General features: G+C 73.6%; 21 protein-coding genes and 1 pseudogene. 10 read left to right on the plus strand and 12 right to left on the minus strand.

Annotation, left to right across the window (positions count from 1 at the left end; all coding sequences use genetic code 11):
• Positions 1-79: 79 nt before the first annotated feature.
• Entirely contained in the window at positions 80-1,102 is a 1,023-nt protein-coding gene (locus DJ476_RS31455) for an oxygenase MpaB family protein (protein ID WP_103419436.1), read from the plus strand.
• 11 nt (positions 1,103-1,113) lie between these two features.
• Here DJ476_RS31455 and DJ476_RS31460 read toward each other — a convergent pair whose 3' ends face one another.
• Together DJ476_RS31460 and DJ476_RS31465 are read right to left on the minus strand one after the other, a co-directional pair.
• Entirely contained in the window at positions 1,114-2,892 is a 1,779-nt protein-coding gene (locus tag DJ476_RS31460) for a siderophore-interacting protein (protein ID WP_112492096.1), read from the minus strand.
• Positions 2,892-3,884: an ABC transporter substrate-binding protein gene (locus DJ476_RS31465; RefSeq protein ID WP_112492097.1), complete on the minus strand. Its 993-nt coding sequence runs from the start codon at positions 3,882-3,884 to the stop codon at positions 2,892-2,894. The genes DJ476_RS31460 and DJ476_RS31465 overlap by 1 nt, the downstream gene beginning before the upstream one ends.
• Before the next feature lie 141 nt (positions 3,885-4,025).
• Between DJ476_RS31465 and DJ476_RS31470 the strand changes: the two genes are divergently transcribed.
• From DJ476_RS31470 to DJ476_RS31480, 3 genes are all read left to right on the plus strand, one after another.
• Complete coding sequence (locus DJ476_RS31470) at positions 4,026-4,772, plus strand: helix-turn-helix domain-containing protein (protein WP_112492098.1); 747 nt, start codon at positions 4,026-4,028, stop codon at positions 4,770-4,772.
• A gap of 96 nt (positions 4,773-4,868) precedes the next feature.
• On the plus strand, positions 4,869-5,936 hold the full coding sequence (locus DJ476_RS31475; protein ID WP_112492099.1) for an iron chelate uptake ABC transporter family permease subunit: 1,068 nt from the start codon (positions 4,869-4,871) through the stop codon (positions 5,934-5,936).
• A complete protein-coding gene (locus tag DJ476_RS31480) occupies positions 5,933-6,967 on the plus strand; it encodes a FecCD family ABC transporter permease (RefSeq protein WP_112492100.1) in 1,035 nt (344 codons plus the stop codon). Before DJ476_RS31475 ends, DJ476_RS31480 begins: the two co-directional genes overlap by 4 nt.
• Before the next feature lie 141 nt (positions 6,968-7,108).
• On the opposite strand, the gene DJ476_RS31485 is transcribed toward DJ476_RS31480, so the two are convergent.
• Together DJ476_RS31485 and DJ476_RS31490 are read right to left on the minus strand one after the other, a co-directional pair.
• Positions 7,109-7,354: a hypothetical protein gene (locus DJ476_RS31485; RefSeq protein ID WP_112492101.1), complete on the minus strand. Its 246-nt coding sequence runs from the start codon at positions 7,352-7,354 to the stop codon at positions 7,109-7,111.
• Between the two features lie 232 nt (positions 7,355-7,586).
• Entirely contained in the window at positions 7,587-8,438 is an 852-nt protein-coding gene (locus DJ476_RS31490) for a hypothetical protein (RefSeq protein WP_103419439.1), read from the minus strand.
• 318 nt (positions 8,439-8,756) lie between these two features.
• Between DJ476_RS31490 and DJ476_RS31495 the strand changes: the two genes are divergently transcribed.
• On the plus strand, positions 8,757-11,246 hold the full coding sequence (locus tag DJ476_RS31495; protein WP_112492102.1) for an ATP-dependent Clp protease ATP-binding subunit: 2,490 nt from the start codon (positions 8,757-8,759) through the stop codon (positions 11,244-11,246).
• Positions 11,247-11,248: 2 nt separating this feature from the next.
• Positions 11,249-11,416, plus strand: coding sequence for a hypothetical protein (locus DJ476_RS35040; protein ID WP_019764290.1), 168 nt, complete (start codon positions 11,249-11,251; stop codon positions 11,414-11,416).
• A gap of 234 nt (positions 11,417-11,650) precedes the next feature.
• Here the strand turns inward: DJ476_RS35040 and DJ476_RS31500 are convergent, their stop codons facing one another.
• The 5 genes from DJ476_RS31500 to DJ476_RS31520 form a co-directional block, all read right to left on the minus strand.
• Positions 11,651-12,754: an FAD-dependent oxidoreductase gene (locus tag DJ476_RS31500; RefSeq protein WP_103419441.1), complete on the minus strand. Its 1,104-nt coding sequence runs from the start codon at positions 12,752-12,754 to the stop codon at positions 11,651-11,653.
• 62 nt (positions 12,755-12,816) lie between these two features.
• Positions 12,817-13,320: a GNAT family N-acetyltransferase gene (locus DJ476_RS31505; protein WP_103419442.1), complete on the minus strand. Its 504-nt coding sequence runs from the start codon at positions 13,318-13,320 to the stop codon at positions 12,817-12,819.
• A gap of 175 nt (positions 13,321-13,495) precedes the next feature.
• The gene (locus tag DJ476_RS31510) at positions 13,496-13,762 is read right to left on the minus strand and encodes a DUF4235 domain-containing protein (RefSeq protein WP_103419443.1); all 267 of its coding nucleotides are present in this window, start codon (positions 13,760-13,762) and stop codon (positions 13,496-13,498) included.
• Positions 13,759-14,247, minus strand: a complete 489-nt coding sequence (locus DJ476_RS31515) for a hypothetical protein (protein ID WP_103419444.1) — start codon at positions 14,245-14,247, stop codon at positions 13,759-13,761. Before DJ476_RS31515 ends, DJ476_RS31510 begins: the two co-directional genes overlap by 4 nt.
• A 112-nt stretch (positions 14,248-14,359) precedes the next feature.
• Positions 14,360-14,902, minus strand: coding sequence for an ATP-binding protein (locus DJ476_RS31520; RefSeq protein WP_318294825.1), 543 nt, complete (start codon positions 14,900-14,902; stop codon positions 14,360-14,362).
• Positions 14,903-15,109: 207 nt separating this feature from the next.
• Here DJ476_RS31520 and DJ476_RS31525 point away from each other — a divergent pair, with 207 nt between their 5' ends.
• The 3 genes and pseudogenes from DJ476_RS31525 to DJ476_RS31535 all read left to right on the plus strand — a co-directional run bounded on the left by DJ476_RS31525 (position 15,110) and on the right by DJ476_RS31535 (position 18,679).
• A complete protein-coding gene (locus DJ476_RS31525) occupies positions 15,110-15,979 on the plus strand; it encodes a universal stress protein (protein WP_112492104.1) in 870 nt (289 codons plus the stop codon).
• A 183-nt stretch (positions 15,980-16,162) separates the two neighbouring features.
• Positions 16,163-17,860: pseudogene (locus DJ476_RS31530) on the plus strand (GAF domain-containing protein).
• A gap of 114 nt (positions 17,861-17,974) precedes the next feature.
• Positions 17,975-18,679 (plus strand): response regulator, encoded by a 705-nt coding sequence (locus DJ476_RS31535; protein ID WP_103419447.1) that lies wholly within the window; start codon positions 17,975-17,977, stop codon positions 18,677-18,679.
• A 226-nt stretch (positions 18,680-18,905) separates the two neighbouring features.
• On the opposite strand, the gene DJ476_RS31540 is transcribed toward DJ476_RS31535, so the two are convergent.
• Positions 18,906-20,537 carry a phytoene desaturase family protein gene (locus tag DJ476_RS31540; protein WP_112492105.1) on the minus strand — a complete coding sequence of 544 codons (1,632 nt, stop codon included), beginning with the start codon at positions 20,535-20,537 and terminating at the stop codon, positions 18,906-18,908.
• Between the two features lie 19 nt (positions 20,538-20,556).
• Complete coding sequence (locus DJ476_RS31545; protein ID WP_112492106.1) at positions 20,557-21,039, minus strand: SRPBCC family protein; 483 nt, start codon at positions 21,037-21,039, stop codon at positions 20,557-20,559.
• A gap of 298 nt (positions 21,040-21,337) precedes the next feature.
• On the opposite strand from DJ476_RS31545, the gene DJ476_RS31550 reads away from it, so the two are divergent.
• Positions 21,338-22,156, plus strand: coding sequence for a SigB/SigF/SigG family RNA polymerase sigma factor (locus DJ476_RS31550; protein ID WP_112492107.1), 819 nt, complete (start codon positions 21,338-21,340; stop codon positions 22,154-22,156).
• Between the two features lie 80 nt (positions 22,157-22,236).
• Here the strand turns inward: DJ476_RS31550 and DJ476_RS31555 are convergent, their stop codons facing one another.
• The gene (locus DJ476_RS31555) at positions 22,237-22,773 is read right to left on the minus strand and encodes a cysteine hydrolase family protein (protein ID WP_070202683.1); all 537 of its coding nucleotides are present in this window, start codon (positions 22,771-22,773) and stop codon (positions 22,237-22,239) included.
• Positions 22,774-23,064 lie beyond the last annotated feature (291 nt).

Here is a 23,064-nt window from a genome sequence, read left to right on the forward strand (position 1 = left end):
AACGGTGTTGCCCGCCGACCCATTGACGACAGGTGTCCTCACATTTTAACGTTCCAAGTGATGACAGGTGTCCTCAGAAGTGGAGGCGCACGTGGAACCATCAGCCCATGACCCGGCGGGACCGGACCCGCGCGGCCCGGACCCGTCCGGCCCGGCCCCGGCGGATCCGCCCCCGACCCCGGCCGGACCGCGAACCGTCGAACCCCTCGGCCCCGACTCCCTCACCTGGCGCTGGTTCGGTGACTGGCGGGGGCTCCTCCTCGCCCCCTGGGCCGGGTCGATGCAGAACATGCACCCCGAGCTGGGCGCGGGCGTCGCCCAGCACTCGCGCTTCTTCGAGGAGCGGTGGGAGCGTCTCTTCCGCTCGCTCTACCCCATCGGCGGAGTCGTGTACGACGGCCCGCTCGCCGCCCGTACGGCCCGCGAAGTGCGCGGCTACCACGCCTCGATCAGCGGGGTCGACGAGCGCGGCCGCCCGTACCACGCGCTGAACCCGGGAACGTTCTACTGGGCGCACGCCACCTTCTTCATGCTGACCGTGCGGGTGGCCGAGTGCTTCGGCGGCGGACTGACCGAGGCCCAGCGGCGCACGCTCTTCGACGAGCACGTGCGCTGGTACGCGCTGTACGGGCTCTCCATGAAGCCCGTCCCCGGTAGCTGGGAGGAGTTCCAGCGGTACTGGGACCACATGTGCGCCCATGTCCTGGAGGACAACCGGCCGACCCGGGACGTCCTGAACATGCGCCGGATCGCCCGGCCGCCCCTCCTGCGCCGGCTGCCGGAACCGCTGTGGGCCGTCCTCCGGGTCCCGATGGTCCGGCTGACGCTGTGGATCACGGTCGGTCTGTATCCGCAGGCGGTACGGGAGCGCCTCGGGCTGCGCTGGACGCCCCGGGACGAACGGCTGCTGCGCGCGCTGGGGCGGGTGGTGCACCACGTCTGGCGGTGCGTTCCCGAGCGGTACCGCTTCCACCCGCGCGCCCGGGCGGGGTGGGACCGCGAGCGGGGCCGCCCGGCGACCGGCCCGGTGGAGACCCCCGCCCGCAACCTGCCGCCGGAGGAGCGGCGGGGGCTCCCGCAGCATTACGTACCGGGGCGTTGATCCCGTACGCCTCAGGCTCTGCGAAGCACCGTGGCCTCCGTGCCCCAGCCCAGCGCGACCGTCCGTTCGACCGCCCAGCCCGACCGCCCAGCCAGGGCGGCGAGCGCGGCCGAGTCGCGCAGCGGGCTGCCGGTCGCGGCGTACGCGTGCAGCCCCGCCTCCGCCGCGTGCGGGCTCAGGCCGTCCGGGCGGGAGGCCTCGACGAGCACGGCCGTCCCGGTCCACCCGGCGAGACGGGTGAGCAGCAGGACGGCCTCCTCGTCGGTGCGGTGGGCCAGCGCCTTCGCGGCCACGGCGACATCGGCGGGACCGGGCGTCCAGTCGACGCGGTCCGGCGCGGTGACGTGTCCGCGCAGGACCGCCGCCGGGGTGGCGTCCTCCGCGACCCGCAACCGCGGCCGCAGCCCCGCGTCGTCGAGCGCGGCCACCACCGAGGCGCTGCCGGGGCCGGTCAGCAGGCAGCTGCAGACGCCCTCCCAGAGCGGATCGGCCGTCAGCCCGCCGAGCAGAAACACCAACTGCTCGCACTCTTCGACCAGTTCGCCGTAGCGCTCCGCGTCGCCCGACACCGTCTCGTGCAGGGTGGCCCCCGAGGCGAGACGCCAGGGGGAGGAGCCGCCCCGGAGCGCGGGGGCGAGGTGGGTGAGGGCGAGCAGCAGCTCGGCCTCGTGGCCCGCGTACTCCTCGCGCTCGTGCTCGTCGAGGAGTTCCTCGCCCGCGGTGCCGAGGCGCAGCCCGGACGCTCCGTCGTCCGTGCCGACGACCACGTCGTACGCGGCCAGCACCGGCAGCAGGACGTCGATCCCCGCCACGGGCACCCCCAGCCGGGCCGCCAGCGCACCGGCCGTCAGACCCGGCGCGTCGGCCACCGCGTCCACGACACCGAGCTGCACCGCCGCCCGTACGGCCAGCCACGGCAGCGGCGAGGGGACCGGACCGACGGCGGAAGCCTGCGCGTCGGCACCGGCCGCGTTCTCCGCCTCCGGGGCGGGGGAGTCCTCCCGGTGCCAGTATCCCGTGATGTTCAGCCGGTCCTTGGGGAGCTTCCGTTCCCGCTGGAGGTACCGGCGTACGGGAAGCAGCGCCCGGCTCTCCGCCGCCGCCCAGACGTACCCCTCGCCCTCCGGCACCGGCAGCGCCCGTACGGCGGCGTCCAGGGCCGCCGCGTCACCCGGCTCCGCGACCACCCAGGTGACCGTGTCGCCGTCGCGCAGGGCCAGCTCCTGGCGGGCCGAGGCGTCCGAGACGGTGACCAGGACGTGCGCCGGGGCGTCGAGGGGGCGCTCGTCCAGGAAGCGGCCGATCGCGGGCAGCGCCGTCTCGTCTCCGACGAGCTGGATCCAGTCCAGCCGTTCCGGGAGCCGCAGCGAGGACTTGGGTCCGACGAACCACAGCTCGTCGCCCTCCCGCGCCGACGCCGACCAGGCCTCCGCCGGTCCTTCGCCGTGCACCACGAAGTCGAGGTGCAGCTCTCCGGCGTCGAGGTCCACCCGGCGGGGCGTGTAGTCGCGGGTCAGCCGGTGTTCGGACGGCGTCCACTCGATGCCGTACGGCAGTTGGGCGGGCAGCGCCGCGCGGATGTCCCCGTCGGTGGCCAGGATCAGTTTGATGTGGTCGTCGAACCCGGGCGCGGCGAAGGCGGGACGGCCGGTGCCGTCCCGGGTGAACGCGGCGAGGTCGTCGCCCCCGAGGACGACCCGCCGCATCTTCGGGGTCACCTCGTGGACTCGGCGCACGGTGACCCGGCGCAGGACGAGGGGGTGCGTGGTGTACGCGCGCTGGGCGGCCATCAGGAGAACTTCTTCTCGATGATGTCGAGCAGCGCCATCGACTCGTCGTAGTCGCCGCGCAGCACCCAGTAGGGCAGGTCGTAGGCGTGGTCGGTCGTGAAGGCGGGGAGCGCGCTGTAGACGGGGTTCTTCTTCAGCGTGGCGACATCGGTCGTGTCGGCGTTGAAGCCCATGACGAACACGGACGGCTGGGTGACGGTCTGGCCGGCCTTCTCGGTCGACAGCTCGAACATGTCACCGCCCTGCCCGTACACCTTGAACCCGCCGTCGGCGAAGACCGGGGCCGGTTCGATGCCGACCTTCTTCAGCTCGTTGGGCAGACCCACGCTCTCCACCAGGCCGAACGCGGTGCCGTCGCCGGTGAAGGTGAGGTAGGAGACCGGGCCGGGCGGCGGTGTGATCGACGCCTTCACCTCCGCGATCCGCTTGTCGTAGGCGGCCACGTGCTCCTTGTAGACGTCCGCCTTGCCGAACACGTCGTCGGCGAGGAACGAGAACTGGCTCCGCCAGTCCCCGAGCTTCTTACCGACCAGCACGGTGGGGGCGATGCCGGAGAGGTCGTCGTACACCTTCTCCGCCTGGAAGAGCGGGAAGCCGATGCCACCGCCCACGATGAGGTCGGGCTTCAGGGCGAGGATCGCCTCCAGGTCGAAGCCGTCGACGCTCCAGGGCAGGAAGGTCGTGCCGTCCTCCTTCGCCTCCTTCTCCCAGTACGGGGAGAACTCGCCCTTGCCGTCCGCGTCCTCCGGGATCGTGGCGCGCACCGGCACGTCCAGGTCGTAGAGGTACCCGGCGAGGGCGTGGTTGAGGACGACCACGCGCTGGGGCGCGGTCGGTACCTTCACCGTGCCGTAGTCGGTCGTGACGGTACGGGTCTTCGCGGCGGCGGACCCCTTGTCCCCGCCGTCCGACGGGGAGGAGGAGGCCGAGCAGCCGGTGAGGGCCAGCGCTGTGACCAGCGCGAAGGCGAGAAGGCGGGCAGGAGCAGACATGGGACCTCATGTGACTGGGCAGGTTCGAACGTTCGAACCGGATTGGTAAGGTGAGGCTAACCTCGCTGGTACCGCCGCGCCGATCCGCGTACGACATCGCTGGTGACGGACACGACGCGTCGCACACAACGGGAGGCACGCTTGCCGGTGACATCCCTCGGCACCGTGGTCGCGGAGAACGCCATCCGCTTCCTCGGCCACGACACCCACCAGCACGACGAGCCGCACCTCATCTACGTGGCCAGCGGCACCGCCCGGCTGACCGCCGACGGCGAGGAGTGGCGGCTCGGCCGCCACGAGGCCCTCTGGCTCGCCCCGCGCGTCCCGCACGCCCTGCGGATCGAGCCCGGCGGCATGGCGCTCGGACCCTTCCTCGACCCCGCTGACCAGCCACGATGCCGCGTCCAGCCGCTCGGGGCGGTCCCCGCGATCGTCGAGGTCATGACCACCACACTCGGCGCCGCGCCGACCACGGCGGAGCAGGTGGAGCCGTTCCGGCAGGCGCTGGGACGGGTGCTGAGAGGCATCTCCCGGCAGTACTTCCCCGTCGTCCTGCCCGCCCATCCCGCCGTACGCGCACTCGCCCGCGAGGCCCTGCGCACCCCCGCCGAGACCCTGGAGCAGCTCTCCGTACGGCACCGGATGAGCGCCCGCCAGGTGCAGCGCGTCTTCCTGGACGAGACCGGACTGCCCTTCACACGGTGGCGCAACCGGGCCAGGATGAACGCCGCCGTCGAACACCTCCGCGGCGGAGGTGAGCTGACGGCTGCGGCCAGGGCGGCCGGATACGCGACCCGGGCCGGACTGCTGCGCGCGCTGAGCCGCGAGTCCGGAGTGCCCGTGAGCGCGCTCACCACGGATGCGGTGGGGGCGCTCGGCGGCCGCTGAAGCCATGGCCGGGCCGCACCGGCCCACGCAGTTCACGTACGTCGATCACGCACGGCACTTCCGGCTGTCCGGTGGCGGATCGCTCAGGGAGGTCCGATGTCACAGGTGCTCACGAAGACGACCGAGCCACCGCCTGCCCCGCCGCCGCGGCCGTCGCGGCGCGGCACGCACCGGCTCCTCGGCCTGGGCGTCGCCCTCGGCGTGCTCTCCGTCGCCGTCCTCCTCAGCGTCGCGGTCGGCTCCGCGATGCTCCCCCTCGACGTCGTGTGGCAGGCGCTGACCCACCCCGACGGCTCCGCCTCGCACGCCACGGTGGGCGACGCCCGCGTGGACCGCACGCTGCTCGGCATCGTCGTCGGCGTCTCCCTGGGCGTCGCGGGGGCGCTCATCCAGGCGCTCACCCGCAACCCGCTCGCGGACCCGGGCGTGCTCGGCGTCAACGCGGGCGCGGGGTTCGCCGTCACCCTGGCCGTGGCCGTCTTCGGCGTCACCCGGATCGAGCAGTACCTGCCCTTCGCCTTCGCCGGGGCCGTCGCCGGTTCGGCGCTGGTCTACCTCGCCGCGAGCGGCGGACGCGGCGGGCGTGGCGGCCCCTCGCCGCTGCGGCTCACCCTCGTCGGGGTCGCCTTCACTGCGGTGCTGGCGGGCATCTCCCAGACCCTCGCCCTCATCGATACGGAGACCTTCGACCGGATGCGGTTCTGGGGCGCGGGCACCATCACCGACCGCCCCACGGGCACCGCCGGAGACATCGTCCCCTTCGTCCTGGCCGGGCTGGTGGTCGCCCTCTGCTGTGCGCGCCCGCTCAACGCCATCGCCCTCGGTGACGACGCGGCACGGGCGGTCGGGCTGCGGGTCGGCGCCACCCGGTGCGGGGTGGTGATCGCGGTCGCCCTGCTCTGCGGCGCGGCGACGGCCGCCGCGGGACCTCTGATGTTCGTCGGCCTGATGGTCCCGCACGCGGTGCGCTGGCTCACCGGCCCCGACTGGCGGTGGATCCTCGCCTACTCCGCCGTCCTCGCCCCGGCCATCGTGCTCGCCGCGGACGTCCTGGGCCGGCTGATCGTGATGCCCGCCGAACTCCCGGTCGGCGTCATGATGCCGCTCATCGGCGCACCCGTCCTGATCCTGCTGGTCCGCGGAAGCCGGGCGAGGGAGCTGTGAACGGCGTGTTCGTCCTCAGGGCCGGGACCCTGAGCCTGAAGGTGACGCGCCGTGCGGTCGCCGTCTGCGCGGTGCTGGCACTCGCGCTGGTGGCGCTGGCGCTCTGGGCCTTCACCCTCGGCAGCTACCCGCTCACCCTCACCGACCTGGCCGCCGTCGCGTCCGGCACGGCCGGGACCGGCGTCCGTACGGTCGTCCTGGAGTGGCGGGCGCCGCGCATCGTCGCCGCCGTCCTCTTCGGGGCCGCCCTCGCCGTGGGCGGCGCGGTCTTCCAGGCCCTGACCCGCAACCCGCTCGGCAGCCCCGACGTCATCGGCTTCACCACCGGCTCGTACACCGGCGTCGTCCTCACGCTGCTCGCGGGCGCGAGCAGCTACGCGGCGCTCGCCGCGGGCGCCCTGGCCGGAGGGCTCCTCACCGCCCTCACCGTCTACCTGCTGGCGTTCCGGCGGGGCGTGCGGGGCTTCCGGCTCATCATCGTGGGCATCGCGGTCGGCGCCCTGCTTTCTTCGGTCAACACCTGGTTCTCGGTGAAGGCCGACGTGGACACCGCGCTGCGCGCCGCCGTCTGGGGCGCCGGCTCCCTCAGCGCCATCGGCCGGCCCGCCGTCCTCATGGCCTCCGCCCTGCTGGCGGCGGTCGCCCTGGCCGCCCCGGTCGCCCAGCACCGCCTGCGCCGACTGGAACTGGGCGACGAGACGGCGACCACGATGGGCGTGCCCGTCGAGCGTACCAAGCTGCTGCTGGTCGTCCTCGGCGTCGCCGCGACCGCCGCGGTGACCGCCGCCGCGGGACCCATCGCCTTCGTCGCCCTGGCCGCACCCCAGATCGCCCGCCGCCTCACCGGGCGCGGCACCTCCGTCGACCTGGCCGGTTCGGCCCTCGTCGGCGCCCTCCTGCTGCTGGGCGCCGACATCGCCGCCCAGCACGCCGTCCCGGGCGTGGTGCTGCCGACCGGGGCAGTCACCGTGTGCGTGGGCGGGGCGTACCTGCTGGTGCTGCTGGTACGGGAGTCCCGGCGCGGGCGGTAGGGGTGTCCGGTTCAACCGGTTTGGCCACTGGTCTGACGAGAGAGGGTGGGGTGAACGTTTCTTCTCTTCGCGGCGTCCGGTCTTCCCGCCTTCCCGTGGATCCGCCTTCCCGTCATTCCGCTTTCCTGTCCTCGGGAGGAGCTAGTCGGCAGGAGCGGCCCAGCTGGGGGCGGGGAAGCGTTCCTGCTGACTGCTTGAACGGCTGTCCGGCGCTGCGCGGGCCGCGGTCCAGATGGCCTCGATCCCGAGCGGGCGGTAGCCGTCCTCCGGGGTCCACGCCGATGAGCTGAAACGTTCTTGCGGGTGCGGGTGGGCCAGGGGTGCGGGCGGTGCCTTGCGCTCGATACCTCCGAGCCGTCGTTCGAAGTCGGCCTGCAGCCGGTTCATGGTCTCGAGAGAGCCCTCGAGCGGAATGCTTCCTTCGTACGTCTGCTCCTCGTTTCCTGCGCTGTCGCACCCCGCACAACGATCTTTCCCGGCAGGGGGAATGCGGCATTCGGGTCACCTGTCGGAGAATCCGTGGCCGCCCGCCCGGGATCGTTGCCGTTGCCGTTGCCGCGGTGAGCGTCTCCGCGCATTCGGGCGAGCCCTCCCTCCGCAGATCCGTGGGACCGGCCTCTCAGCCGCGCCACCACGGCTCACGCACGTACAGGCTCTCCTCGCCCGTGCACCCCAGGCCGTTGGAGATCTCCTCCGTGTCCAGGTTCCAGCCCACGACACCATTGCCCTTGCGGCCCAGCTCGATCAGGCGGTTGCTCTCGGACCGGGTGCCGTCGGTGACCTGGCAGCGGACGATCGAGGTCCACGCCTGCCCGTCCAGCGCCGAGACGAAGCACAGGACGGGGAGCGCGACGGTGGTCAGGCCCAGCGCCACCCACTGTTCGAGAGCTGCCACCCGGCGCAGCCCGGACGACGGCCGGCCGTCACCCTCGCGGTGCGCCCCGGCCGTCGCCGGCCGCCCGGCACGGTGTCCGTGCGGCCGCCGTCTGCCGGTGCGGTACTCCACCACGACGCCCTTGCGCAGCGCGTACGCGGCGAGCCCGGTGCCCAGCCCCCACCAGGGGCCGAAGAAGCACGTGTCCACCACCCCCACCGCGATCGGGTTGACGACGGTCAGCGCCACCCGCTGGACAACTGCCCAGAAACCGCTTCCCACCGGGACCGCGCCGCGCGCGGCGAACAGGGCGAACACCACCCGGGAGACGACGACGGCCAGCACGGAGGCGAGGAGCGGATCGGTGAGTACCATGCCGATGAGGACGTCAGGCCAGTTCGCGGGCTCCATGCCGACGAACACGTCACGGGCGGCGCCACCGCCCCCGACCGTGTACGCGACCTTCGTCACCGGAACCGCGAGGACCAGCGCCAGCAGGACCGTGTGCCCGGGGCCGCCCTTGCGGTCGGCGGACCGGGGCGGCTCCTCCTGGCCCGGTCCGGGGCTGACGCTGCTCAAGCCCGCCTTCTCCGCCATGGCGCCTTCCGTACGGGCAGGTCCGCCGACGGTGCCGGCGCGTGCCGTTCAGCAGTCTCCGCCGCTCGCCGCGCACCGGCCACCAGAACTACGCCGACGGGGACGGCACCGTACGACCGGACGGCACCGTACGACCTGCCGCCATGACCGGTCGACGTCGTGCCGCGCGCGGAGGCGCGCCGTTCCCCGGCCCGGAGACGAGCCCCGGAGAGGTTCGGGAGGCACCTCGCCGAAAGCTGCCCGCCCCACCGTTTGCGGAGCGCCGGGCCTCGGGTTTGAGTGGGTGGGACCCCCTCCACCCGCCTCCCTGGAGCCGGTATGTCGATGGCCTTCGGTTCTCCCTCCGGTTCGCCGGACCCCTTCAGCGATCTGCTCAACCGCTTCTTCGGAATGTCACCGGCGTCCTCGCCCCCCGCCGTACAGCGTGTGCCCATCGGGCGGCTCCTCACGGAACCCGCACGGGAACTCCTGGACGCCGCTGCGGGCCGGGCGGTCCAGGACGGTACGTCGGACCTCGACACGGAGCACCTGCTGTGGGCCGCCACCCAGGTGGAGCCCACCCGCAGACTGCTCGCCCGCGCCGGGGTCGACCCCGACGCGCTCGGGGAGCGGATCGCCAAGGTGCTGCCCCGCGAGTCCCAGGAGCCGTCCTCCGAGCCCGGACTCACCCCGGCGGCCAAGCGGACGCTCGCCCTGGCCCACGCCCGCTCGCAGGCGGCCGAGGTCTCCTACATCGGGCCCGAGCACATCCTCGGCGCGCTCCTCGGCGACGCCGACTCCGGCGCCTCCCGGTTCCTGCGCGCCCAGGACATGGACGTCTCCGAGCTGCGCGGCATGACCGACCGGGCGGCTGGGGGCCAGGGCTCCCCGGGCGCCGGGGCGAAGGAACCGGCCACAACGCTGGACGAGTTCGGCCGGGATCTGACCGAGGAGGCCAGGGCGGGCAGGCTCGACCCCGTGGTCGGCCGGGCCGAGGAGATCGAGCAGACCATCGAGATCCTGTCGCGGCGCTCCAAGAACAATCCCGTGCTCATCGGTGAACCGGGCGTCGGCAAGACCGCCATCGTGGAGGGGCTCGCCCAGCGCATCGTCGCGGGCGAGGTCCCCGACACCCTCAAGGACAAGCGGGTCGTCTCGCTGGACCTGTCCGGCATGGTCGCCGGGGCCCAGTACCGCGGCCAGTTCGAGGAGCGGCTCAAGAAGGTCATCGAGGACGTCCAGCAGGCCGAGGGCGAGGTCATCCTCTTCATCGACGAACTCCACACCGTCGTCGGCGCGGGCGCGACCGGCGAGGGCTCGATGGACGCGGGCAACATGCTCAAGCCCGCCCTCGCCCGCGGCGAACTGCACGTGGTCGGCGCGACGACCATCGACGAGTACCGCAAGCACGTCGAGAAGGACGCCGCCCTGGAGCGCCGCTTCCAGCCCGTACTGATTCCGGAGCCCACCGTCGAGGAGACCGTACAGATCCTCGAAGGGCTGCGGGACGCGTACGAGGCCCACCACCGGGTCCGCTTCGCCGACGGTGCCCTGACCGCCGCCGCCGAGCTGTCCGACCGCTACATCTCCGACCGCTACCTCCCCGACAAGGCCATCGACCTGATGGACCAGGCCGGCGCCCGCGTACGGCTGCGCAGCGCCAACCGCTCCACCGAGGTCGTCAGCCGGGAGGACCGCCTGGCGAAGCTGCGCCGGGAGAAGGACCAGGCCGTGGCCGCCGAGGAGTTCGAGCGGGCCAAGGAGCTGAAGGAGCAGATCGCGGAGGTGCAGGGCGAACTCGCGGGCATCGAGGAACGCCGCGAGGGCGTCGTGTCCGTGACGGCCTCCGACATCGCGGACATCGTCTCCCGCCGCACGGGCATTCCGGTCGCCCAGCTCACCGCCGGGGAGAAGGAGCGGCTCCTCAAGCTGGAGGAGGAGATGCACGCCCGGATCGTCGGCCAGGACGAGGCCGTCACGGCCGTCTCCGAAGCCGTCCGCCGCAACCGCGCGGGCATGGGCGACCCCGACCGGCCCGTCGGCTCGTTCCTCTTCCTCGGTCCCACCGGCGTGGGCAAGACCGAGCTGGCCAAGACCCTCGCCGAGCTGCTGTTCGGTGACGAGGACCGGATGATCCGGTTCGACATGAGCGAGTTCCAGGAGAAGCACACGGTCGCCCGGCTCGTCGGCGCGCCTCCCGGCTACGTCGGATACGAGGAGGCCGGCCAGCTGACGGAGAAGATGCGCCGCCGCCCGTACAGCGTGGTGCTCTTCGACGAGGTGGAGAAGGCCCACCCCGACGTCTTCAACACGCTCCTCCAGATCCTCGACGACGGCCGGCTCACGGACGGGCAGGGCCGCACGGTCGACTTCCGCCACTGCGTCGTCATCATGACGTCCAACATCGGCGCCCACCGCATCCTCGCCCACGAGGGGGATGCCGCCGAGCTGAAGGACGAGCTGATGGAGGAGCTGCGGGGTCGGTTCCTGCCGGAGTTCCTCAACCGCATCGACGACATCATCGTCTTCCACAGCCTCACCGAGGACGACCTCTCCGAGATCGTCGAGCATCTGCTCGACCGCAGCAGGCGCCGCGTCCACGCGCAGGGGCTGACGCTGGAGGTCACCGAGGCGGCGAAGAAGCTGCTGTTGGCCCACGGCCATCAGCCGGAGTTCGGTGCCCGTCCGCTGCGCCGCACGATCCAGACGGAGCTGGACAACCGCGTCGCCTCCCTGCTCCTCGGCGGCGAGGCCGAGCCCGGCGACACGATCGTCGCCGATGTGAAGGACGACTCCCTCCACTGCACGATCCGCACGAACAAGGAGTGACCATGTCCCATCACCACCACAAGTCCAACGAAGAGGTCGAGGGCGACCCGGACACCGGCCACAGCCGCGGGATGCCCCGCCGCCCGGACGAGAAGAAGCTCGACGAGCGCCTGGAGAAGGACCGCGAGGAGGTACGCCGCCCGCCGGAGGACGGCACCCGGCCCGACTAGCCGCCGGTCACGCCAAGGGACGGACGGCACCCAGGCCGACCGACCGCCGGTCCGCCCGGGCCGATGGGCTGCCGGTCACGCCAGGCAACGGAGGGCACCTGGGCCGACCGGTTGCTGGTCAGGCCAGGGGACGGCCGGTTGCCGCTCACCCCAAGGGGCGGACGGCACCCGGGCCGACCGGGATCTGTTACGCCGCTCCTGGCGGCCCTTCCGCAGGTCCGCCCGGAAGGGGTTTCAGCGGCCGGGGGCCGTCCGGCCGAGGGCGAACCGGGGGAGACCCGCTCCGCCCTCGACCAGATCGGCGGCCAGCTCCCCGAGGGCGGGGCCGAACTTGAACGCGTGCCCGGAGCAGCCCGCCATCACGGTGACCGCACCCTGGCGGTCGATGACGAAGTCCTCGTCGGGCGTGGTGGTGTAGAGGCAGGTGAGAGGCTCGGGTTCGGTACCCGCCACACCGGGGAGCCACTCCTCGGCGTAGGCGCGGAGCCGGTCGAGGGCCGCCGGGTCCGGCGTACGGTCGCGGTGGTCGGGGTCCACGACCTGCCCGACCCCGTGCAGCCCGATCTTGACGCCGTCCACGCTGCCCAGCCCGTACACGCCGCCCGGCAGCCGCAGCCCGGCCCCCGGGTGGTGGATGAACGACGGCCACTCCAGCGCGTCCGGCACCGGGAAGTGCACCGGCTGCTCCTGGGTGACCCGCAGCGGCGGCAGACCGTTCACCACGCCCGCCGCCGGACCGGGCGCCCAGCCGCCCACGGCGACCACGACCGCGTCCGCCACCAGCGCCTCGTCCGTGTCCGTCACCACGGTGGCCCCGCCCCCGGTACGGCGGATCTCCGTCACCCGCACCCCGTGGCGCACCTCCGCGCCTCGCCGCCCGGCCGCGTCGAGCAGCGCGGCCACGGCGTCGTCGGCGTGCACCCGGCCCGCGTCCGGGTGGTACAGCGCGGCCGTGTCGGCCCGCAGCCCCGGCCACCGCTCGGCCGCCTCCCCCGGGGAGAGCCGCCGCCCCGGCCGACCCGCCCCGGCGAGCGCCTCGGCCAGCCGCTCCAGCACCTCCGGCGGGCCGTGGTCGACGGCCCCGGTGAGCGTCAGCACCGCCCGCCCGCTCTCCTCCTCCAGCCGCCGCCACAAGGGCAGTGCCCGCAGGGCCAGTTCGGTGTACGTGGGCTCCGCGTACGCCAGCCGGAAGATCCGGGACGTCCCGTGCGAGCTGCCCCGGTCGTGGCCCGGCCCGAACCGCTCCAGCACGGTGACCCGGTGGCCGCGCGCGGAGAGCCGCCAGGCGGCGGACGCCCCCATCAACCCGCCGCCGACGACGAGAACGTCAAGAGCCATGAGCGTGTATGTCCATTCCTGTGCCCGACCGGGTCTCGTACGTGGTGGAGAAGAGCCGCCCGTCACGGCAACGTGCGCGTGAGCCAGGCCACTTCACCGTTCTCCTCCATGGAGACGCGGTCCCGCTCGAACCCGAGCTTCTCCAGGACGCGGAGCGAGGGGGCGTTCCAGGTGCCGACGGTCGACCAGAGCCGCTTCCGCCCGGTCGCCGCGGCGGCGTCCACCACCGCACCGGCCGCCTCCGTGGCGTACCCCTGCCCGTGCGCATGCCGGAACAACTCGTACGCGATCTCGGGCTCCTCCAGGGTGGTGCGGCCGATGATCAGCCCGCAGTAGCCGATGAAGTCGCCCTCGTCCCGGCGCTGGACGGGCAGCAGCGCGATCCCCGTCCTCTCCGTCGCGGCGAGCAACTCCGCGATGGCCGTACGGACATACTCCACCGTGCGCGTTCCCGTGCCGCGTTCGGCGAGAAGGTCACGGAACTCGGCGGCGTCCGACTCGGCCCACGGCCGCAGGACCAGCCGCTCGGTCTCCAGGTGGAACGCCATCTTCTCGTAGGTCGGCATGCCCCCAGCCTGCCCCACGGACCACCGAGAACCGCGTCCGGGTCCACCACGGCGGTCCGTGCCTCTCCCTCCGACCGGCCCCGCACGCGCACACCCCGCCCGGGCGGGGCCGGGCCCTCGGAGGAAGGGCCGGCGCCGCGGCGGGAAACCCGGGCCGGTCGGTCGACCGGGTGCGTCAGCCCGGCCAGGTGCCCGTGAGGCGGCGGGTCGCCTGGGCGCCCGAGCGTTCGACCGCGGCCTTGACCACCGCGAAGATCGCGCCCTGGACGGCGGCGGCGAGGAGGATCTGCCCCCAGGGGCGGTCCTCGTCCAGGGCGTCGGGGGCGTCGCCCTCGCCCTCGACGAGCTTCCAGGCCTGCCTGAACGCGGCGCCCGCGATCAAGCCGCTGACCGCGCCCAGGGCGAGCCCCACCGGCTTGTACGCGAGGGTCGACGCCTTCATCGGTTGCGCCCCCGGCTGCGGCGGATCAGCAGGAAGGCGACCAGCAGCGCACCGCCGGCCAGGAGCGGGGCGCGGTTGGCGCGGGCGGCCGTCGCGGCCCGGTCCGCCTTCTCCAGCAGCGGGTCGGGCGTCCGGTCCGCCGCGTACCGCCGGGCCTGTTCGGTCTTCTCGCGCACCTGTGCGGCGGCCTGCGCCGTCTTCTCCCGTACGGCCTCCGGTGTACGGTCCTTCACGGCTTGGGCCGCCTGTTCCGTCTTCTCGCGGAGCTGGTCGGAGGCGGCCGCGGCCTTCTCGGCGGCCTGCTCCCTGACGGCCGCCGCCTGTTCCCCTACCACCGCGGCCTTCTCCTTCGCCTGCGCCGCGAGGTCTTCCTCGGGCGCCGGTGCCCCGACGGTCCGCGCGAGTCCGTCGTGCGTCCGCTCGACCTGCTCGCGCAACTCCTCGGGGGTGGGGGTGCCCAGCTGGTTCGGTGATTCGTCGCTCATCGGTGAGCCCTCTCCTTGACCTCGGTCGGGGCGGGGTCCGCCCTGGTCGCCCGGCTACCCGGCATCCGCGCGGGCATCCCCTGACCGGCCGGGGGAGTGCTGCCGGACAGTGCTACCAGGCAGGAGAGCCCGCCGGATCGCCGGACCGTGCGGCATCGCCGGACCGGGGGACGTCGAGCAGCGAGATCCGTACGCGGACACGCTTCCCCACCGGTTCGCGGCGCACCTCGAAGCTCTCGCAGACCGCGAGGACGATCGCCAGCCCGTGCTGGCCCGCGCGCGTGGGGTCGGCCTGCCGGGCGGTGGGCAGCACCGAACCGGTGTCCCACATCGTGATGTCCAGTACGGTGTCGCCCGCTTCGAGGTCGAGCAGACACGGGCCCGGCGCGTACTTGCAGACGTTGGTGGCCAGCTCGCTCACCACCAGCTGCGCGAGGTCCATCGCCCGCTCGGAGACGTCCATGCCGTGCAGCGACCGTGCGTCGGTGAGGAACTCGCGTACGAAGGCCCGGGCGCGGGCGATCTCTCCCGAGCCCATGTCGTACGCGGCACTGCCCAGCAGCGGGACCGTGTCCGCACCTGTGCCCGTATCCGTCGGCCGCCGGTCCCGGCCGGTCCCTCGATCCGTCATCAGCAGTTCCACGTCGTGCTCCATGTCCCCCGTCGGATGGACCGCAGCGCACGGCCCGCAAACGCCATCCGCCTACCCGCTGCCACACATTTCAGTCCAGGGAAAAACAGCGTGCCCAACGGTCCCCGGGGGGAGGGCCGATCGGCCCTCCCCCCGGGGCGGGCCTGGCCGGGATGCTGGTTCCAGGGGCCGGACGGAGAGCCGGGCCCATGGACGTACGGAGGCAGACCCGTGAAGAAGGCCGTAGTCGTAGGGGTGGACGGTTCGCCGGAGAGTCTGGCGGCGGCCGACTGGGCGGCGCGCGAGGCCGCCCTGCGGGGACTGCCGCTGCGCATCGTCCACGCCTGGCTCTGGCAGCCGCTGGACATCCCGCTCGTCCAGAACCGGGAGACCGAGGCCCAGGCCGCCCGCGCCGTGCTCCGGGAGGCCGAGGACCAGGTCGTCGGCCGCTACCCCGAACTGCCCGTCTCCTGCCGGGTGCTGCCCGAGACGGCCGTCGTGGCGCTGCTGGCCGAGGCCGAGCGGTCCGAGCTGCTCTGCCTCGGCACCCGGGGGCACGGTGCCCTCCTCGGATTCCTCCTCGGCTCCTACGGGCAGCAGGTGATCGCCGGGGCGAAGGGTCCCGTCGTCTCCGTACGCGCCTACGACGGTGAGTACCCGGTCCGGGAGAACGGCGAGGTCGTCGTCGGCCAGCAGGGCAGCCCCGAGGAGAGCGCCGATGTCCTCGGCTTCGCCTTCGAGGCAGCCTCCGTACGGGGGGTCCCGCTGCGGGTGGTCCGTGCCTGGAGCCTGCCGCCCATCTACACCTGGAGCGCCTCCCTGGCCCTCGCCGACGCTGCCGGAGGGCTGGAGCCCTTCGAGCGCAAGGCGCTCCGGGAGGCCCTGGCCCCCTGGCGCGAGAAGTACCCGGAGGTGCAGGTCACGGAGCACGTGCAGATGGGCAGCGCCGGGCAGGTACTGGTCGAGGAGTCCGCCGAGGCGCAGCTGATGGTGGTCGGACGGCGTGCTCGCCAGGCCCCGATCGGCACCCGGATCGGCTCGGCCGCCCACGCGGTCCTGCACCACGCCCGCTGCCCGGTCGCCGTCGTGCCGCACGCCTGACGCCCGTACTCGGCGCCCCGCCTGTCCTGAGTCCCTGACCCGTCTCCCGCTCGACGAGCCCGCCCCGTCTCCCCACGGGGCGGGCTCCTGCGTGCGGCGGCGGCCCCATAGAGTGGCGCGGTAGGTGCCGGGGGGTGAAGGGGAGAAGAGGGCACTGTGGGGGACGAGCAGCCGCTGTCGCGGATGCCTCAGATGCGGCTGGACGAGCGGCTGGAGGAGTTGCAGGCGAGGATCGACGCCGCCAGGGGTACCCGGGACCGGGTGCACAGCCTGCTGGAGGCCGTCGTCTCCGTGGGCCGCGAACTCGACCTCTCCCAGGTGCTGCGCCGCATCGTCGAGGCCGGTGCGCACCTGGTGGCGCGCAGTACGGCGCGCTCGGGGTGATCGGGCCCGACGGGCGGAGCCTGTCGCAGTTCCTCACCTCGGGGCTGACGGACGAGGAGCGCGAGCGGATCGGACCGCTGCCGGCCGGGCACGGCCTGCTGGGCGAGCTGATCCGGCACCCCGAGCCCCTGCGCCTGAGCGAACTGGGCGCGCACGAGGCCTCGTTCGGGTTCCCGGAGCACCATCCGCCGATGCGTACGTTCCTCGGCGTGCCGATCCGGGTGCGGGACGAGGTGTTCGGGAACCTCTACCTCACCGACAAGCGGGACGGCCTGGACTTCGACGCCGAGGACGAGTCCGTGATCACCACCCTCGCGGTGGCGGCCGGAGTGGCGATCGACAACGCCCGCCTGTACGAGAGTTCGCAGCGCCAGCACCGCTGGCTCAGGGCGGGCGCCGAGGTCACCAACCACCTGCTGTCCGGCGACGCCCGCCAGGACGTGCTGGAACTCGTCGCGCGCCGCGCCGGGGAGATCACCGGCGCCCGCCTGGCCGAGGTGTCCACTCCTGTCCCCGGCACGGACAACCTGGTCGTGGAGCTGTCCGTGGCGGCGGCAGGGAAGAGCCCCGGCGACGGTGACGGCGGCACCGACGGCCTGCGGGGGCTCGTCGTACCGGCCGACGGCACGCGGGCGGGCGCGGCCTCGGCGGCGGACACCCATGTGGTCTCCGCCTGCCTGGGCAAGGACCCTCGCCTCCGTACGGACTCCCACCTGCCCGCCGGGCCCCGCCGTCGCCGTACGGCTGGGGGCGCCCGGCGCTGCCGTCTTCCTGCTGGTCCGCGCGGTCGGTGAACCCGCCTTCACCGAGGCCGAGCTGGAGCCGCTGCTCGCCTTCGCGGGGCAGACGGCGCTCGCCCTGGAGCTGGCGGTACGACGGCGGGACGCCGAGCACGTCGCGCTCCTGGAGGACCGGGACCGGATCGCCCGCGACCTCCACGACCTGGCGATCCAGCGCCTCTTCGCGACCGGGATGACGCTCCAGAGCACCGCCCGGCTGATCGAGCACACCGGGGCGGCCGGGCGGGTGGGCCGGGCCGTCGACGACCTGGACGAGACCATCAAGATCATCAGGTCCACCGTCTTCGGCCTGCGGGCCCGCGACGAGGGCGCCGCCGCCAGCCTGCGCGCCCGTGCCTCCCGCACGGTGGGCGACGCGGTCACCTCGCTCGGCTTCCCGCCCCGGCTCAGCATGGAGGGCCTGCTCGACACCGACGTCCCTCTCGACGTGGCCGAACACGTGGTCGCCGCGCTCGGCGAACTCCTCAGCAACGCCGCCCGCCACGCCCACGCCACCCGGGTCGAGGTGAGTCTCAAGGCCACGGCGGACGAAGTGCTCCTCACGGTCACCGACAACGGCAGGGGCATCCCGGCGCAGAGCCGCCGCAGCGGGCTGGACAACCTGGCCGAGCGGGCCCGCCAGGTCGGCGGTGCCCTGGAGCTGTCGACGCCCGAGGGCGGCGGCAGCCGGCTGCTCTGGCGCGCCCCGCTGGGCTGAGGCACCGACGAGGGCGGATCAGGGTCGACCGGCCCTGTTCGCCGGCCACGGCCGTGCGGCACGATCGGGACCGTCCACCGAGGTGGGCACGGACGACGGATGACGGAGTGTGTGATGACGGACAAGGGCGCGGGCCTCGACGGGAAGGCCCCGGGGCAGGCCTCGGCGGAGGCTCCGGTGAGGGTCTTCCTCCTCGACGACCACGAGGTGGTGCGCCGGGGCGTGCACGACCTGCTGGACGCCGAGCCCGACATGACCGTCGTCGGAGAGGCGGGCACCGTGGCCCAGGCCCTCGCCCGCGTCCCGGCCCTGCGCCCCCAGGTCGCTGTCCTGGACATCCGCCTGCCCGACGGGGACGGGGTGAGCGTCTGCCGCGAGCTGCGCTCCCGCATGCCGGATCTGGCCTGCCTGATGCTGACGTCCTTCGACGACGAGGAGGCGCTGCTCGACGCCATCGTGGCGGGCGCGTCCGGCTACGTACTGAAGCAGATCACCGGCACGGACCTGGTCCAGGCCGTACGGACCGTCGCCTCCGGCCGCTCGATGCTCGACCCCGGCGCCACCGCCCGCGTGATGGCCCGCCTCCGCGGCGAAGCGGCCCAGGAGGACCGGCCCTCGGGGGTCGGCGGACTGACCGCCCGGGAGCAGGACATCCTGGCGCTCATCGGGGAAGGCCTCACCAACCGGGAGATCGGCCTGCGGCTCCACCTCGCCGAGAAGACGGTGAAGAACAACATCTCCCGCATCCTGGCCAAACTCGGCGTCGAGCGTCGCGTGCAGGCCGCGGTCATCGCGACAGAGGCGCGACGGGCGGGGTAGCGCGCGGGGGCGGCCCGGGGCCGTCCGGGCTGCCGCGGCCGCCTGAGCCCGCCCGGGATGCTGCGGCCACGTGGCGCACCCGGGCCCGTCCGGCTCGTCCGGTCTGTGCCGCCTGTGCGGCTCGTCCGGCCTCCGGCTCGTCCGGCCGGTCCGAGCCGTCCTTGCCTCCCGGCCCATACACCCGCTCAGGCCTGACCGCCCGGCCCGCTCAATCCCCGCCGTCCGCTCAAGCCCCGCCTGCCGCGCCCCCACGCCCCCGCCGCGTCAGCATCCGTTGGGCCGCCGTCAGCGCGACGGCCGTGGCGCGGGTCGAACGCAGGGCCGCGCGGGCCGCGTTGGCGCCCGGGGCGCCGTGGACGCCGCCGCCCGGGTGGGCGGAGGCGGAGGCCAGGTAGAGCCCCTCGACCGGGGTCTCGGGGCGGCCCGTGCCCGGCACCGGGCGGAAGACCAGCTGCTGGTGGAGGGCGGCGGTGCCCCCGTTGATCGCGCCGTGGTGGAGGTTGCCGTCCGCCGCCTGGAGCGTGGGTGGGGCCAGGACGCGCCGGGCCAGGACGCGGGAGCGGAAGCCGGGGGCGTACCGCTCGACCTGCTCCTCCACCCGGTCCGCCATCCGCTCCCGCTCGTCCCGGTCCCAGGTGCCGGTCAGGCCGTCGGCCCCGGCGTCCGCCTTCACGGTGTGGGGGACATGGGTGTAGGCCCAGGCCGATTCGGTGCCCCGGGGCGAACGGGTCGCGTCGGCCGTCGTCATCTGGCCGAGGAGGAGGAAGGGGCGGTCCGGGACCAGACCGCGGGCGATCTGGGCGGCCCACCGGGTGAGTTCGTCGACGCCGTTCGCCAGGTGCACGGTCCCCGCCGTGGCGGCGGCCGGGCTCCCCCAGGGGACGGGCCCGTCCAGCGCCCAGTCCACCTTGAACGTGGCGAAGTCCCACGCGAACCGGCGCAGGTCCTCGAAGAGCCGGTCCGGCAGCTCCTCCGCGGGGACCAGCGACCCGTACAGGCTCGGGGCCGACACATCGGCGAGCACCGCCCGCCGCGCCGGGACCGCGTCCCCGGACGCCGTACGGACTCCGACGGCCCGCCCCCGCCGCACCACGACCTCGCTCACCCGCTGCCCGCACCGCACCTCGCCGCCGCGCGCCCGCAACCGCCCCACCAGTGCCCCGGTGAGGGCACCCGCGCCCCCGACCGGCACCGGAAAACCGTGGAACTGCCCCAGCATGGACATCAGCCAGCCGAACCCGCCGCTGCCCGCCGCCTCGGGCGCCAGATCCGCGTGCAGCGCGTTGCCCGCCAGCAGCAGCCGGCCGCCCTCACCGGCGAACTCCTCCTCGCCCAGCCTGCGGACGGGAAGGACGAGCCGCCGGGCCAGCCGCAGGCCGCCCGCCGCCCGCAGCCGGGCGAGCAGCCTGGTGCCGGCGAGGACGGGCGGGAAGGGGGTGAAGAGGGAGGCGGCGATGTCGTCGCCCAGCCGGTCCCAGAGGCCGCACAGCTCCTGCCAGCTCTGCCCGTCGCCGGGGGCGAAGCCGTCGAGCCCGTCGGCCGTGGCCGCGCGGTCGTGCTCCAGCACCGCACACCTGCCGTCCCGCAGCGGATGGGCCAGCACCCGGGGGGCGCGGCTCCAGCGCAGCCCCTCCCGCCCGAGGTCGAGGGCCGCGAGCACCGGGGAGACCGCCGCCAGCGGATAGAACGAGCTGAACAGGTCGTTGACGTACGCGGGGTGGACCGCCCGGTCGCTCCGGACCGCGCCGCCCGGCTCGTCCTGCTCCTCCAGGACCGTCACCGACCACCCGGCGTCGGCGAGCACATTGGCCGCCACCAGTCCGTTGGGCCCGCTCCCGATCACCACCGCGTCGACCATGGCACGCCCTCCGCCCGGATCAGCCGGTCGTCCGTACGCCGGTCCGCTCCTGCCCGCCCGGTCCGGCGGGCGTCACCCGCTCCACCAGCTTCGCCAGGCGGGCCAGCATGGTGCGGTGACGGAGCTGGAGCAGCGTGTCCACCAGCGGATTGTGGAGCGTGCCGCCCAGGCCGCGCAGCGGGTGCTCGTCGACGATCACGAGGGTCCGCTCGCCCCAGGGGCGGATGTCGAAGGCGATCCGGGCCGTGCCCCAGGGGCCGCCGTCCGCCTCCAGCTCCAGCGTCCGCGGCGGGTCGACGCGCCGGACGACGGTGCGCCCGCCGAACCGCTTGGGCCCGACATGCACGTGGTACGCGATCGACGACCCGGTCTCCGGCCAGTCGCCCCGCTCCGGGTGGGAGTCCGAGGTGCCGACCACCCACTCCCCGTACAGCGTTGCGTCGGCCAGGACCGACCAGACGGCGGCCGGTGGCCGGGCGACGAGGTGATGACGTACAGCCATGACCCTCCTCGGTTCACGGGCGGGTACTCGGGTTCCATTCTGCCGCGCATCGGGGGGCTCCGCCGTTCGGCGGGAGCGAGGACGCGCGGGAGGGGGCCCGCCGCGCCCACCCGGGTGAACCCCGCCGCCCCGCCGTTTCCCCCGGTCCCCGCACGTGGCAAGGCCACGGAGTGCTTCGGAGGGGAGGTACTCCCCGGTGACGGACGTCGCGCGGGTCGTGCTCCCTGAGGTACGACGCGCCCCGCGCCCCCTCCCCGGCGACCGAGATCCCGTACGGCGAGGAGTTGAGCCCGCCCCCATGGCCGAGGAAAGCCCGTACGTCGACGACCCCGACACCGCCGCGGCGTTCCGCCGTCTCGTCGAGCTGCCCGGCGGGCCGGTGAAGGAGCGGCTGCGCGGAGAGGTCATCTGCGCCTGGCTGCCCATGGCCCACCGGCTGGCCGCCCGCTACCGCAACCGGGGCGAGACGCTGGAGGATCTGCGGCAGGTCGCGGCGATCGGTCTCGTCAACGCCGTCGACCGCTACGACCCCGCCGTCGGCCGGGCCTTCGCTCCCTTCGCCGTACCGACCATCACGGGGGAGATCAAACGGCACTTCCGGGACCGCATGTGGTCCGTGCACGTCCCCCGCCGGATCCAGAACCTCCGCAACATCGTCCGCCTGGCACATGCCGAACTGGCCGCCTCGGGCACCCCGCCCTCGCCCGCCCGCATCGCCGGGCACACGGGGCTGAGCGAGGAGGAGGTACGGCAGGGCAGCGAGGCGCTGCACGGCTTCAGCGCCCTCTCCATCGATGCCGAGACCACGGCCGACGGCGGCGAACTCCTCCTCGGGGACCGGCTGGGGGCCGTGGACGAGGCGTACGACCTGGTGCTCGACCGCGAGGCGGCGAAACCCGGCATCAGCAGGCTGGCCGAGCGCGAGAAACGGGTGCTCTACCTGCGGTTCTTCGCGGGGATGACGCAGAGCGCCATCGCCACCGAACTGGGCATCTCGCAGATGCACGTCTCCCGGCTGATCTCCGAGTCCTGCCGCCGCGTCCGCGAGAGCGCGGGGGAGCATCACCCCGGGCACCACCCCGACCGGCGCCCGCTCCGGGCCGCGCACCCGATGTGACACACCTGGCGGTCTCCCCGGCAGACGGGTGGGAAAGGCGACCGGCCGGCGGTCAGAAGCCGGAGGCCGGGGACTGGAGGTCAGAAGGCGACCGTGTCCGCCGTCCGGACCGTGGCGCTCATGTTCCGCTCCATCATGCGCAGCGCGGCCTCGGCCAGATCCCCGTGGATATGGGCCACGGCGTCCTCCGGCACGGTGACGCGCAACTGTCGGATATGCGCGTCGAGCGCCGAATACAGCACGCACTGTTCCGTCACCTGGCCGCAGAGCACGACATGGTCCGCCCCCAACTGGGAGAGCAGATAGCTGAGCGGGGTCTCGTAGAAGATGGAATGCCGTGCCTTGACGACGAAGAGGGAATCGTCGTCCGGCAGGATCGGCTCTACCAGTTCCGCGTTCTTCCCGGCGAGCGTGGTCTCGATGATCTCGCCGTGGTGGGACCGCCATTCACCGAAATTGTCGTTCGCGTAGATGACCGGAACGCCTTCGGCACGGGCGCGGTCGATCAGCCGGGTGAGCTGGGGGAGGGCCGCACGGACGGAGGGAACGAGCAGCTCGGCGTCGGGATGGTCGTAAGCGTTGATCATGTCGATGACGATGAGGGCGCTGTTTCCCATGAGACCCATCCTGGCACCCGGGGCGCGGCCCCACACAGCCGGTGTTTCACCCGGAGCCCTGTGGGAACCCGGCAGTGGTCCCGGCCCCGGGGCGAACGGCCGGGGACAAAATCCGTCGCGCCCCCGTAGAAGCGGCCGTGCATCCGGCACGGAACAACGCCGGAACGGCCACCGTGACAGAACGCCGGACCGGAACGCGCAAGCCATAAGCCGGACCGGAACGCGTAAACGAAACGCGGAAACGGAACGCGCAGAGGCGCGGAACCCAACGCCCGGACGACGCGAGAGACA

Source organism: Streptomyces bacillaris (genome assembly GCF_003268675.1).
GTDB classification, from domain to species: Bacteria; Actinomycetota; Actinomycetes; order Streptomycetales; family Streptomycetaceae; genus Streptomyces; species Streptomyces bacillaris.